This is a genomic window from Paenibacillus humicus NBRC 102415, from assembly GCF_004000905.1.
GTDB classification, from domain to species: domain Bacteria; phylum Bacillota; class Bacilli; order Paenibacillales; family Paenibacillaceae; genus Paenibacillus_O; species Paenibacillus_O humicus.
In genome coordinates this window covers 45,251-58,686 of the sequence record NZ_BIMD01000011.1, presented here as the reverse complement: position 1 = coordinate 58,686, position 13,436 = coordinate 45,251, and the positions used below count along the sequence as shown (strand labels likewise).

Sequence of the window (13,436 nt, the reverse complement as noted above, 5' to 3'; positions counted from 1 at the left end):
TTCGCCGGCCGGGCAGGAGAATGCAATCGGCAGGTTGAATTCGGTACGTGGAGAAAAGGAGGATGAGCACATGCACAGTTCAGGGGGCCAAAGCGCGCTGCTCGTCATGGATATGCAAAACAGCGTCGTATCTCGTTACATCAAACACGAGAATGCGCTGCTCCCATTCCAAAAAGCTCTTGAAACCGCGCGCCGGCACTCGATTCCCGTTATTTTCGTGCGGGTAGCCTTTCGCGAGGGCTATCCCGAGATCAATACACGCAATAAAATGTTCGGCGGCATTGCGGGCCGTGCCGGAGCGGCCGTGCCGGAAGCGGCTACGGACATTCACTCCTCCCTGCAGCCTTGGCCAGGCGAGCCGATCGTGACCAAGCTCCGGGTCGGCGCATTCACCGGAAGCGACCTCGAAGTCATCCTCCGCGCCAATGGGATCGATACGCTCATTCTCAGCGGCATCGCAACAAGCGGAGTCGTTTTATCGACGTTGCGGGAAGCGGCAGACAAGGATTTTGCGCTTAAGGTGCTTGCCGATGCATGCCTGGATGCCGATCCCGAAGTCCATCGCGTTCTCATGGACAAGGTGTTTCCTCTCCAGGCCGAGGTGATTTCTGTCGACCAGTGGGCGGACTCGCTGGCTGTGCGGCCGGAAGCGCTGGACGAGAAGAAGGAGAAGGCGAGAAAGTACTCGATGCTCAACCGGCTGGCCCGTAAGGGGCAAACGGTGTTTGCAGGGTCGTCGCTGATGGAGTTTTTCCCGATCAACGAGCTGCAGCAAACGCTGGATCGCAGCTGCTGCCTGTATAACCGCGGCATAGCCGGCTTCGTGACGGCAGAGCTGCTGGAGTCGTTGGAAGCATGCATCTTCGAGCTGGAGCCCTCCAGCCTCTTCATCAACATCGGAACCAATGACATCAGCGCTCCGGATTACAAGCTGGAGCGTCTGCTTGCCAACTACGACGAGATTCTGACTCGGATTGCCCGGAGATTGCCGGAGTGCCAAGTATATGTCATGGCTTATTATCCCGTAAATGCCAAGGCGGAGTTTCCATTCGTTCCGAGAGAGTCGATGGAAGAAGTGTTCCGCAACCGGACGAACGAGGCGATCCGCGAAGCGAACGAAGCCATCGAGCTGCTGGCGGCCAAGCATGGCTATGTCTTCATCGACGTGAACGAGGGATTGGCCGACGAGGAGGGCAACCTGAACAAGGAGTATGCGGTCGACGGCATCCACATGCTTCCCAGCGGATATGCCGTCGTGTGGAACAACCTGAACAAATATTTGTAGGCCATCGCCGCCCAGCGGGGAAGGGCAATCATCCTCACCCGATTCTTGATAACCGCCTGCAGCCATCCAGGGCTCCGACCACGGAGCCTTTTTTGGTTTTGATGCGCGGTCCGCGGCGGCGGAGGACAAGAATCCGTTCGGCGCGGAACACAAGGGCCGGGTTCCATTTTATTGCCTTGCTCCCAGTATTTAAGCCATTTCCAGTCGGAGTTTCCATTGCGCCGGGAACGATCTTTTGATACTATTTAGACGTCTAATAATTAAACATCTAAATATAGATGATGCGGCATGCGTCATCAAACGTTTCAGAGAGAGGAGCCTGAACCAAATGGAAAGAATGAACGGAAAGGTTGCGCTTATTACCGGAGGGGCTTCGGGAATAGGCTTGTCCGCCGCCAGCTTGATGGCGAAGGAAGGGGCCAAGGTCGTTATTGCCGACTTCAACGTCGACGGGGCGAAGGCGGCGGCTGAGAATATCAAGGCTCAAGGCGGAGAAGCGGTCGGCATCTTCCTGGATGCCGGCGACGAGGTCTCGATTCAGGAAGCCGTTGAGTTCACCGTCAAGCAGTACGGCATGATTGCGGTCCTGTTCAACAATGTGGGGCTGACAAATCTGAAGAAGGATCTGGATGCTGTCCACGTCGATCTGGATGAGTGGGACCGGCTGATGAATGTCAACCTGAAGAGCGTGCTGCTCGGCTGCAGGTTCGCGATCCCTCACATGATCGAAGCCGGCGGCGGCTCGATCATCAACACCGCTTCCATGGCGGGCTTCGCCTCCGATGCCGTCCGCGTTGCCTACGGCGCTTCGAAGGCCGGTGTCGTCAACCTGACGAAATATATCGCGACCCAGTATGGCAAGCATAACATTCGATGCAATGGCGTCGCGCCTGGACTGATCTTGACGCCGGCCGCCAAAAACAACATGCCGCCGCAGGTATTGGATCTGTTCGCGAAATACAACGCGCTGCCTTACCACGGAGAACCGGATGATATCGGCCATACCGTGCTGTTCCTGGCATCGGACGAATCCAAGTTCATCACCGGACAGACGATCCAGGTTGAAGGCGGACATTATATCGCCAACCCGACCGTTCCGGATTTTGAGCAATTCATGAAAGCGGCGCAGAGCGGCTAGCGCTCGCGCAAGGAACCTTAGCATTGGGGAGAGAAAAAACGCGATGAATCACGCCAAAAAGAAAATCCACTACGCGTGGTGGATTTTGCTGGGGCTTTGCATCATGGTCGGATTGGGAAAAGCTGCACTCAACAACTCCGCGGGCCTCTTTTTAAAGCAAGTATCGACCGATCTGGGAGTCGGAATGGGCAGCTTGTCCTTGTACTTCAGCGTCTCGGCTATCGTGACGATGGTGTTTCTGCCTATCGGCGGCAAATTGATGGCCAAGTACGATACCCGGTTCATCTTGAGCATCGCCATCATTCTGCAGGCCGGAGCGTTCGCTCTGTTCGGGCTCATGAGCTCCGTATGGGGATGGTATATCCTTGCCGTTCCGCTGGCCGTAGGCGGAGTGTTCATCACCGTGATCGCCGGTCCCGTCCTGATCAATCAGTGGTTCAAGAAGAGCAAAGGGCTGGCGCTTGGAATCATGGGCGCGGCAGGCGGCCTGCTTGGAGCCTTCACCCAGCCGGCTGTCGGCAGCCTGATCGCGCATCAAGGCTGGAGACAGTCCTATATGATCGTCGGCATCGCGGTCATCGTCATCGTGGTTCCCATCATTATTCTTTTGCTGAGGAAGTCGCCTCAAGAAAAGAAAGCGCTTGCGTATGGGGCGGGAGAAATGGCGGGCACAAAAGGGAGCGCTGCCGCAGCGGTGGAAAATAAAGGGGTCACCTTGGCTGCCGCCAAAAAATCCTCCGCTTTTTATGCGCTGATCGCCTTTTTCTTCATGATCACTTCCGCGGCAAGCTTTTCGATGCACATTCCGACGTACTTGATGAACAAAGGCTTCGATGTGTCGTTCGCGGGCAATGTCATGGCGACCAATATGATCGGCGTGCTGATCGGCTCCTTGGTCATCGGCTACGCGAGCGATAAGATCGGCACCCGGAACACGGCGATCGCCACGATGCTTCTTGGCCTGCTGTCCATCGGCTTGCTGCTGTTCTCGGCTTCCAGCACGGCCGTCATCTCGCTTGCGGTCGGCCTCTTCGGCCTTGTGTCCGCGTCGATCGGAACGCTCGGGCCGGCTCTGACCTCGGCTCTGTTCGGCAACAAGGAATACAGCCAGATCTACTCCAACGCCTCCATGGGGCTGGCGATCTCATCGATCGTGGCTCTGCCGGCCTATGGTTACGTGTTCGACTACACGGGAAGCTACACCCCGGTGCTGTACGCCATCGGCATCATGCTGATCATTAATATCGCCTGCATCGGCCTTGCCTTCCGAGGAAAGAAAAGGCTGGAGCAAGCCGGCTCATGGAATTAATCCAACGAAGAGAGAGGGATTTCAATGAGATTGCAAGGAAAAGTCGGAATCATCACCGGCAGCGCATCGGGTATCGGGCGCGGCATGGCGCTCGCCATGGCCAAGGAAGGCGCGCATATTGCCATCGTCGACGTGAACGAGCAGAAGGGGCGGGAGACGCTCGCCGAGGTCAACCGCTACACGGAAGGCCGCCTGTTCATCCGGGACATCTCGGTCAAGGACAATGCGCATGACATTGTGGCCGAGGTCGTCAAGAAGTTCGGCAAGCTGGATATTCTGGTGAACAACGCGCATGCGTCCAGACAAGCCAGCTTTATCGAAACAACCCAGGAGCAGCTCGATCTGTCGTTCGGAACGGGTTTTTATCCGACCTTCCATTTCATGCAGGCAGCTTACGCCGAGCTGAAGAAATCGCAAGGCAAGGTGATCAACTTCGCATCGGGCGCCGGCATCGACGGACAAGCGACCCAGACCTCCTATGCGGCCGCCAAGGAAGCGATCCGGGCGATCTCCCGCGTCGCGGCGAATGAATGGGGACCGGACGGAATCAACGTCAACCTTATCTCTCCGATCGCGCTGACGCCGGGTGTCGAGCAGTGGCGCGACAGCGCTCCGGACATGTACGAGGCGATGATCAACCGGATCCCGCTGCGCCGCCTTGGCGACCCGGAGCAGGATATCGGCCAGGTCGCCGTATTCCTGGCGAGCGAAGAAGCGAATTACATTACCGGCCAGACGATCATGGTCGACGGCGGTTCCATCAAATTACGTTAGGAGCAATCACAATGGGTAAATTGGATCGGAAAGTAGCCATCATCACCGGCGGAGCATCGGGAATCGGCGAATGCATGGTGGACCTGTTCGCACAGGAAGGCGCCATCGTCATTGCGGCGGACATCAATGAGGCCGCGCTAGAAAGGGCCAGCCAGAAAACGAATGTGCATGGAATGAAGCTGAATGTCGCCTCCGACGAGGACTGGCAGGCGCTGGCCAAGGAAGTGAGCGAACGCTTCGGCAAAATCGATATCCTCGTCAACAACGCCGGCATCTCCTCGGAGAAGCCTTTCGCCGAAACCGATGCCCAGGACTGGCAGAAGATGCTCTCCATCAACGGCTTCGGGCCCTTCGCCGGCATGAAGCATGTCGCTCCCTATATGGCCGCCCGGAACAAAGGGTCGATCGTCAATATTTCTTCCTACACCGCCTTGATCGGCCAAGGCTTCAATCCCTACTCCGCCTCCAAGGGAGCGGTGCGGGCTCTGTCCAAAGCGGCGGCTACGACGTTCGGCCGCCAAGGCGTCCGGGTCAACGCCATCTTCCCCGGCATCGTCGAAACGCCGATGACCCAAGCGCTGAGCACGTCCAAGGATCTGCTGGGACGCCTGATCCAGGCCACGCCTCTCCAGCGCCTCGGACAAGCCATCGACATCGCCCAAGCGGCGCTCTTCCTGGCTTCCGACGACTCCTCGTACATCACCGGCTCCGAGCTGGTCGTCGACGGTGGATACTCGGCCCAATAACGTGTAAGATGATGACAGCCCTTAATTTCCATTAGGGGCTGTCTCTTTTTGTTCAAGGAGGAGCTTATGGAAGAGCAGACCATATTCGAACTCATCCGCGATATGGATCAATTCACCAATCAATTGATCGTCCAGTGGAATAAAACCTTTTCCGAAGATCTCGGCGTCTCCCATGTTCTCGTGCTCGGCCACTTGAAGCAGAACGGGAAAAGCCGCCCTTCGGACATCGCCAAAATATTGGGGCTCACCCCGCCGACGCTCAGCTACCTGTCGGAAAAGCTGGTCGGCAAGGAACTGGCTGTCCGCAAGGTGGATGAAACCGATCGCCGGATCGTTTACTTGGAAATCACCGAGAAGGGCGCATCCGTTCTTAGGAAGGCGACTCTGGAAGGCCAAAGGCTGCGCAGGGAGCTGTTCCAGAAGCTGACCGAGGAGGACCGGGCCCATTTGGCGAGAATATATAAGAAGATGAACAGCGAAGACTAAGAGAGCGATCGATCGGCGGGCGGAATGCGGATCCGAAGGAGCGGCCTTGGCTTTGGAAGCAGGAGAATAAGGAGGGAGCGGATCATGAAAAAGGTTACGCCCTTTTTGATGTTTGAAGGAAACGCGGAGGCGGCGATGAAGGAATACATCTCTGTCATCGAGGATTCGGGAATCACGAGCATTACCCGGTATGGGGCGGATGAACCCGGTCCGGAGGGAACCGTCAAGCAGGCGGCGTTCTCCTTGAAGGGCCAGGAAATCATGTGCGTAGACAGCTTTGTCAAGCATGCCTTTACGTTCACGCCGTCTTTCTCCCTGTTCCTTGCTTGCGACACCGAAGAGGAAGTAGAGCGCGTCTTTGCGCGCCTGTCGGAGGGCGGGGAGGTTCTGATGCCTCTGGGCGAGTATCCGTTCAGCAGGAAATTCGGCTGGATCGTGGACAAGTTCGGCGTTTCCTGGCAGCTTTCGCTGCCTCGGTAGACGCGCGCGGCATCATCATGGCTGGCCGCCGGGGCCGCTTCGTCTTCTTCCGAAGTCGTCTTGGCGTGAAGCATGAGCATCCCAAGGGGAACCCGGACTCCGGGTTCCTTTTCTTTTGCCCGACTTCCGATCCATGGCGGATTCAGAACCTGGGGGCTCTGCCGTCCGCTCGATCGTACGGATACGTCAGAATCCGGATCAGCTGCTCCGCCATATGATCCGGAGTATATTTGTAGCCTTCCTTGACCCACTCGACGATGAGTCCGAAGAGGGCATAGGCGATATAGCTGGCGAACAGATCCGGATTGATCTTCCCGTCGCTGCTTCCCATGATGTCCTGCTCCTGCATGACCAGCTGCTTCAGCGTGCCGCAGATGCGGTCCTGGAAGCCGGGGAGCGCATTGGAATTGATAATGATCCGGTAAAAGTCGGAGTAGGAATCGACATGCTTGAAAATGATCACAGAGGATGCCGTCAGCTCGCCGATTACGAGCTTGTCCGTATGGAGATAGGGCTCGTTGTAAGCCCGGATCAGATCCTCCATGACATCGTTCATGAGCTCCCCGAGGAGCTCTTCTTTCGTCTGATAATGCTTGTAGAACGTCCCGCGGTTCAGCTCCGCCCGGGTGACGATATCCGTGACGGTGATGTGCTTGAACTCCTTGGTCTCCATGAGCAGGATCAAGGCGTCCTTCAGCTCGCGTTTGGTCTTGCTCACACGCCGGTTGGGTACTGGCAACAGATCACCGCCTAAATGTCTACTTCGCGCATGAAGATGAACAGATTGTGGGACGAGCATCCGTTTTTCGACAGTCGGGAAGTTTTTTGCATATTGATCCTTAAATTATAGAGGACTACACTGGTGGTGTACAAATTCGCGAATGATGGATAGGCCTATCCGCCAGCTGACATCCTAGTAGATAAAAGGAGCGATTCTGTCATGAAACTCCACGATCAAGTTGCCGTCGTAACCGGCGCCGCCTCCGGCATGGGCAAAGCCATTGCCGAGCTGTATGCCAAGGAAGGCGCCAAGGTCATTGTCGCCGATCTCAACCTCGAGGGCGCGGAGCAGGTCGCCCAGGGAATCGTCGCCCAAGGCGGCACGGCCAAGGCCCTTCAAGTCAACGTAGCGAAGCTGGAAGACATTGAAGGCATGATCGACACCGCCGTGAGCGAATACGGCACGCTGGACATCCTCGTCAACAATGCGGGCATCATGGACGGCTTCGAGCCGGCCGGCGACATTGCCGACGAGCGCTGGGATCTGATCTTCGACATCAACACCAAGAGCGTCATGCGGGCCATGCGCAAAGCCATTCCGATCTTCCTGGAGAAAGGCAAGGGCGTCATCGTCAACACCGCCTCCACCGGCGGATACAACGGAGCGCACGCGGGCGCGGCCTACACGGCATCCAAGCACGCGGTTGTCGGCTTGACCAAGAACACCGGGTTCATGTATGCGCAAAAGGGCATCCGCTGCAATGCGATCGCTCCGGGGGCGGTCATGACCAACATTCAGTCCTCGATGAAGAACATGAACGAGTTCGGGATCAGCCGCACCCAGCTGTCCCAAGGCTTGATTCCCCGCGCGGGCTCGCCGGAGGAGATCGCCAAGGTCGCCCTGTTCCTGGCCTCCGACGATTCCAGCTTCCTGAATGGAACGGTCGTCACCGCCGACGCGGGCTGGACTTCCGCTTTCTGAACGTTCCGCGCCGCCATTCCGGCCCTATCTGAATGCCAATCGCCTCTGCTGGTTCAGCGGAGGCGATTTTTTTCTTGTCGACGTATTGGAGGAAAAAGACCGCTTCTCAAGGCGCAATAGAGGCGTGAAATGGCGCGAATCGGGGCATTAGGAGCCGTCGCCCGACGCTGTTCGGCAGGCTGCTGCGAATTTTGCCCTATTAGCGTGATTCTTTTATAGACATTATGCTCGACTCCTACTGGGAGAGTCCGTATAATTGTATACAATGCCAACTTTCCGACATGGGAATCTATATTCAAATGCCCGGGTTGGAATACTAAGCTAAGATGGGGAATACCGTCCGCTAAATCCACATTTAGCGGCCTGCTTATCGCCTCCCATTATTATATAATAGTAAATATCTTAATCTGCAGATAATCTTGGTCACGGTGTTCAGAACTGGCGGCGGGACTCTGTTCGCGCCTTGCTTGCTATGCAATTTGTCCGAAAGAGCTGCTTTTTCTTCAAATATCAGCGTGTAAGGAAGGTTAAAATGAGTAAAACACAAACCCAAACAGACGTTATCTTAATTGGTGCAGGCATCATGAGCGCGACTTTAGGGGCGCTGCTCAAGGAATTAGCGCCCGACTGGAACATCTCCGTGCTCGAAAGGCGGGCGACCGCAGGCGAGGAGAGCTCCAACGAATGGAACAATGCGGGGACGGGACACTCCTCCCTGTGCGAGCTCAACTACACGGTCGAGAAGCCGGACGGATCGATGGATATCAGCAAGGCGATCGGCGTCAATGAGGAATTTCAGGTATCGAAGCAGTTCTGGTCCTATCTGGTCCAAAGCAAGCTGATCGCCAACCCGCAGGACTTCATCATGCCGGTTCCCCATATGAGCTTCGTGCAAGGGGAGAAGGATGTCGCCTTTTTGAAAAAACGGTTCGACGCCCTGTCGGCCAATCCGCTCTTTGATGGAATGGAATTTTCCGACGATCCGCAGAAGCTGAAGGAATGGATTCCGCTGATGATGAAGGACCGGACAACGAAGGGGCCTATAGCGGCGACCAGGATTGAATCCGGAACGGACGTCAACTTTGGCGCTTTAACGCGCATGCTGTTCGCCAACCTGCAGAGCCGGAACGTGGAGATCAACTACAAGCAGAACGTCGACGATATCAAGCGGACAAGCGACGGCTTGTGGGAACTCAAAGTGCGGAACGTCGACAGCGGCGCGGTCGAACGCCGCACGGCCAAGTTCGTCTTCATCGGCGGCGGAGGCGGCAGCCTCCATCTGCTGCAGAAGTCCGGCATTCCGGAAGGGAAGGGCATCGGCGGCTTCCCGGTCAGCGGACTGTTCATGGTGTGCCAGAAGCCGGAAGTCGTCGCGGAACACCATGCCAAAGTATACGGCAAGGCACCGCTTGGCGCTCCGCCGATGTCGGTCCCGCATCTGGATACCAGGGTCATCGACAAGAAGGAATCGCTGCTGTTCGGACCGTTTGCCGGCTTCTCGCCGAAGTTTTTGAAATACGGCTCCATGCTTGATCTCGTCACCTCCGTCAAGATGCACAACCTGGTCACGATGATGGCGGCAGGCGTGAAAAACGCATCCTTGACCACGTACCTGATCAAGGAAGTGATGCAGTCGAAAGAAAAGCGGATGGACGCCCTGCGGGAGTTCGTTCCGAACGCCAAAAGCGAGGATTGGGACCTGCTCGTAGCCGGCCAGCGCGTGCAGATCATCAAGGATACGGCAGCCGGCAAAGGAACGCTGCAATTCGGCACCGAGGTCATCAACGCCGCGGACGGCTCGATCGCCGCTCTGCTCGGCGCGTCCCCCGGCGCGTCCACTGCCGTTCCGGTCATGCTGGAGGTATTGGCGAAATGCTTCCCTCAGCAGATCAAATCGTGGGAGCCGAAAATCAAGGAAATGATTCCTTCGTACGGCTTGTCCTTGATGGGCAATCCGGAGCTTATCCGCGACATCCATGATTCAACGGCAAGAACGCTTGGACTGAGCCCTAGTCCTCAAGCAGTCAGGTAAGGATCGATTTAAAATGGCCGTCGCCGCGAATGGTGCGGCATCGGTTTTGTTGACAGCCCCGTCGTCATGACGGGGCTGTTTGTCTAGGTCCGGGGACCCGGCGCATCCGCTCCGCGTGCTCTCCCGATGTTGGCAGGCAGCGGTTTTTTCCTTTTGCAGGGCGACATCAGGCCGGGTCTGGGAGTAAACTGGAGCTAACGACGGAACCGCAGATGGAGGACCAGACGATGAACGAATTACCTGTACAGGCCTTATCCGATCTACCGCATGCCAAAGTGCATGGCCGAACGACGGGGGAACTCTCCCCGCTTACTTTATTCTGGAGCGGAAGCGCTCTTGAGCTCCAGGCCCAGGGGTCCGAGCTATGGGTGGAGCTTGAGGCCGATTACGGCCAATACGAGCCGTGGATCACCATTCTGATCAATTCGGTGCCGGTCGGCAGGCAAATGATTACGGCCGGCAGGCACTGGGTCTGCCTGTTCCGGGGCATGAACGGAGAGACGGCGAAGAACGTCCGCATCGTGAAGGACGTGCAGCCGATGAGCGGCGATCCGCGCTGCTCCTTGCACATCCATGCGGTCAGGTTCGACGGGAAGTTCCTGCCCGTCGAGGACAAGCCCTATAAAATCGAGTTCATCGGAGACAGCATCACTTCCGGCGAGGGAGCGATCGGGGGCAGGGAGGAAGCGGACTGGATTCCGATGTGGTTCAGCGGCACGCGCACCTATGCAGCCCTGGCGGCGGAAATGCTCCATGCGGATTGCCGGATTGTTGCCCAGAGCGGATGGGGCGTCCTGACGAGCTGGGACAACAATCCGCACGGCAATATTCCGCAGCATTACCGGAAGGTATGCGGCCTTCTGACGGGAGAGAGGAATGCGGCTCTCGGCGCCTTCCGCGACTATGACTTCGCTTCCTGGCAGCCGGATGCCGTGGTCGTGAATCTGGGCACCAACGACGGAGGCGCGTTCTACTCGCCCGAGTGGAAGGATGAGGAGACCGGAAAGATCTACAAGCAGCGTCTGAACGAGGACGGGACCTTCAACGAAGAGGATCTGAAGGCTTTCGAGGCGGCGGCGGAGAGCTTCCTCTCGACGATCCGCTCCTGCAACCCGGATGCCTATATCGTCTGGGCCTACGGCATGCTGGGGACGCCGATGATGCCGGCCATCTACCGCGCTGTCGATGCCTACATCAAGCGTTCGGGCGACCGGAAGGTATCGGTGTTCCAGCTTCCCGCCATGACGGAGGAGACGACGGGCGCAAGAAGCCATCCCGGCGCCGCGGCGCATGAACAGGCTGCGCGCGAGCTGGCAGCCTATCTGCGGGGACGGCTGCAGCCTTAGAACGGGCTGCCCGTCCTGGCATTGGAGCAGCGGCATGCCGGCTGACCGCCGTCATGCGATCCCACCGCTCGCCTGCAAGCTGGCGCGGCACAGAGGGTCGCATAGGGCGGCGGATATCGTGACAAGCTAAATATTTGGAAGGATTGCGTATTGAAGGAGTGGAGGAGCAGGATGAGCGCTGGAAAAAGAACGCCGCTGTATGAAGCAAGCCGGCTGCTGTCCCGGGTAGCCCGGGGCGAGGCGGGGGCCGAGGTCGTCATCCGGAATGGGATTCTGGTCAACGTCCATACCGGGGAGCTGCTGGAGCATGTCGACGTTGCGATTGCCGCCGGCCGGATCGCGTACGTGGGGAACGCGGAGCATGCCATCGGAAGCGGGACGCAAATCATCGATGCAGCGGGCAGGTATATCTGCCCCGGCTTGCTGGACGGGCATATGCATGTGGAGAGCACGATGCTGTCCGTGACCGAGTTCGCCAAGGCCGCTCTGGCCAAAGGAACGACCGGGATCTTCATGGACCCGCATGAGATCGCCAATGTGTTCGGAGCGGAGGGCGTGAGGCTGATGCATGAGGAGGGGCAGCAGCTTCCTCTCAAGGTGTTCACGACCTTTCCCTCCTGCGTTCCGGCGACTCTCGATCTCGAGGATGCCGGAGCCAGGCTGGGCGTCGAGGACATCTCCAAGGGACTGGCCTGGGACAATGTCGTCGGGCTCGGGGAGGTCATGAATTTCCCTGGGGTCGTCTATGGCGATCCCGTCATGCTGGGAGAGATCGAGGCTACGATCAAGAGCGGCAAAACGGTCACCGGCCACTTCCCCAGCGAGGACGGCCGCATGCTGCAAGCCTATCTCGCCGCTGGCGTCACCTCGGATCATGAGACCGTCACCCGGGAGCAGGGGCTGCAGAAGCTGCGGATGGGCATGCATCTCATGATTCGCGAAGGCTCCGCCTGGCATGACGTCAAGGAAGTCATCAAGGTCGTGACCGAGGACAAGGTGCCGACGGGCAACATCTCTCTCGTCACCGACGACGTCAGTCCGCAGACGCTGATGGAGAAAGGGCATCTCAACCATGTCGTCCGGCGGGCCATGGAGGAAGGCGTGGAGCCCGTCACGGCCATCCAGATGGCGACGGTGAATGTGGCGAGGTATTTCAAATGCGAACAGGATCTGGGCAGCATCGCCCCGGGGCGCTGTGCGGATATCCTGCTGCTGGACGATCTGGAGCGGATGACGCCGTCGACCGTGCTGGCGGACGGGGTTGTTGTCTACGATCAAGGACAGCTGCGCAAGGAATGCTTCCCGGCATTCGTGTATCCGCCCCATATCCGCCAGTCCATGCATGTCGGCCGCGAGCTGGCGGCGGAAGACTTCAGGCTGGCCAGCCGATTCGATTCCACGGCTGCCCATGTCCATGTCATCCGCATCATTGAGAACAGCGCGCGGACCGCGAAGGCTGCCGCCGAGCTCCCCGTAGAGAACGGCGTCATCCTGCCGGATATCCGGCAGGACACGATCCGTCTCGCCTGCATCGAGCGGCATCACGGCAAGGGCCAGGTGTCGCTGGGCTTCGTGCAGGGCTTCGGCATCACCCGAGGGGCTGTCGCCTCCACGGTGGCTCACGACAGCCACAACCTGCTCGTCATGGGCGTGGATGAGCAGGAGATGGCGTTTGCGGCCAATGAGCTCGTGAAGATCGGCGGAGGCATGATCGTGGTCGAGGACGGGAAGGTGCTGGCGCAGGTGCCGATGGCCATCGCGGGGCTGATGTCGGAGAAATCGCTGCCGGAAGTCGTATCCGAGGTGGCCGGCCTCGAGGAAGCCTGGAAGGCGATCGGCTGCTCCCTGAATGCTCCTTACATGACCTTCTCGCTGGTGGCCCTGCCGGTCATTCCGGAAATCCGGATTACGAACCGGGGGCTGGCGGATGTGACGCAGTTCAAGCTGATTGAAGTGGAGCGGGATACGGCTGACGGGGACAGAGCTGATTAGGATCGTCTCCTATCGTCTCCGCGACCAGCTCATCCTGCATGCAGGCCATGCGCGCGAGAAGAAATTCGAAAGGCATCCGAGAGGATGCCTTTTTTTTTGGGTTTGCCTGCCGCAGCCGGCAGCTCTCGAATCGCAATGTCGAAACG

General features: G+C 58.0%; 12 protein-coding genes. 11 read left to right on the top strand and 1 reads right to left on the bottom strand.

Features of this window, described 5'->3' with window-relative positions:
- Positions 1 to 70: 70 nt before the first annotated feature.
- The 7 genes from PHU01S_RS26990 to PHU01S_RS09555 all read left to right on the top strand — a co-directional run bounded on the left by PHU01S_RS26990 (position 71) and on the right by PHU01S_RS09555 (position 6,218).
- Positions 71 to 1,285, top strand: coding sequence for an isochorismatase family protein (locus tag PHU01S_RS26990; RefSeq protein ID WP_218032437.1), 1,215 nt, complete (start codon positions 71 to 73; stop codon positions 1,283 to 1,285).
- A gap of 328 nt (positions 1,286 to 1,613) precedes the next feature.
- The gene (locus PHU01S_RS09580; RefSeq protein WP_049868563.1) at positions 1,614 to 2,423 is read left to right on the top strand and encodes an SDR family NAD(P)-dependent oxidoreductase; all 810 of its coding nucleotides are present in this window, start codon (positions 1,614 to 1,616) and stop codon (positions 2,421 to 2,423) included.
- A gap of 43 nt (positions 2,424 to 2,466) precedes the next feature.
- On the top strand, positions 2,467 to 3,732 hold the full coding sequence (locus PHU01S_RS09575; protein ID WP_127507350.1) for an MFS transporter: 1,266 nt from the start codon (positions 2,467 to 2,469) through the stop codon (positions 3,730 to 3,732).
- 24 nt (positions 3,733 to 3,756) lie between these two features.
- On the top strand, positions 3,757 to 4,506 hold the full coding sequence (locus tag PHU01S_RS09570) for an SDR family NAD(P)-dependent oxidoreductase (RefSeq protein WP_127507348.1): 750 nt from the start codon (positions 3,757 to 3,759) through the stop codon (positions 4,504 to 4,506).
- A gap of 11 nt (positions 4,507 to 4,517) precedes the next feature.
- Complete coding sequence (locus PHU01S_RS09565) at positions 4,518 to 5,252, top strand: SDR family NAD(P)-dependent oxidoreductase (RefSeq protein WP_049868558.1); 735 nt, start codon at positions 4,518 to 4,520, stop codon at positions 5,250 to 5,252.
- Between the two features lie 66 nt (positions 5,253 to 5,318).
- A complete protein-coding gene (locus PHU01S_RS09560; RefSeq protein WP_048743559.1) occupies positions 5,319 to 5,738 on the top strand; it encodes a MarR family winged helix-turn-helix transcriptional regulator in 420 nt (139 codons plus the stop codon).
- An 84-nt stretch (positions 5,739 to 5,822) separates the two neighbouring features.
- Positions 5,823 to 6,218: a VOC family protein gene (locus tag PHU01S_RS09555; protein ID WP_049868557.1), complete on the top strand. Its 396-nt coding sequence runs from the start codon at positions 5,823 to 5,825 to the stop codon at positions 6,216 to 6,218.
- A gap of 142 nt (positions 6,219 to 6,360) precedes the next feature.
- Here the strand turns inward: PHU01S_RS09555 and PHU01S_RS09550 are convergent, their stop codons facing one another.
- The gene (locus PHU01S_RS09550; RefSeq protein ID WP_246029187.1) at positions 6,361 to 6,936 is read right to left on the bottom strand and encodes a TetR/AcrR family transcriptional regulator; all 576 of its coding nucleotides are present in this window, start codon (positions 6,934 to 6,936) and stop codon (positions 6,361 to 6,363) included.
- Between the two features lie 222 nt (positions 6,937 to 7,158).
- Here PHU01S_RS09550 and PHU01S_RS09545 point away from each other — a divergent pair, with 222 nt between their 5' ends.
- The 4 genes from PHU01S_RS09545 to ade all read left to right on the top strand — a co-directional run bounded on the left by PHU01S_RS09545 (position 7,159) and on the right by ade (position 13,290).
- Positions 7,159 to 7,920 carry an SDR family oxidoreductase gene (locus tag PHU01S_RS09545; RefSeq protein WP_048743528.1) on the top strand — a complete coding sequence of 254 codons (762 nt, stop codon included), beginning with the start codon at positions 7,159 to 7,161 and terminating at the stop codon, positions 7,918 to 7,920.
- Positions 7,921 to 8,452: 532 nt separating this feature from the next.
- The gene (locus tag PHU01S_RS09540; RefSeq protein WP_232312966.1) at positions 8,453 to 9,952 is read left to right on the top strand and encodes a malate:quinone oxidoreductase; all 1,500 of its coding nucleotides are present in this window, start codon (positions 8,453 to 8,455) and stop codon (positions 9,950 to 9,952) included.
- Positions 9,953 to 10,179: 227 nt separating this feature from the next.
- Positions 10,180 to 11,298, top strand: a complete 1,119-nt coding sequence (locus tag PHU01S_RS09535) for an SGNH/GDSL hydrolase family protein (protein WP_218032436.1) — start codon at positions 10,180 to 10,182, stop codon at positions 11,296 to 11,298.
- A gap of 171 nt (positions 11,299 to 11,469) precedes the next feature.
- Positions 11,470 to 13,290: an adenine deaminase gene (gene ade / locus PHU01S_RS09530; protein WP_127507344.1), complete on the top strand. Its 1,821-nt coding sequence runs from the start codon at positions 11,470 to 11,472 to the stop codon at positions 13,288 to 13,290.
- Positions 13,291 to 13,436 lie beyond the last annotated feature (146 nt).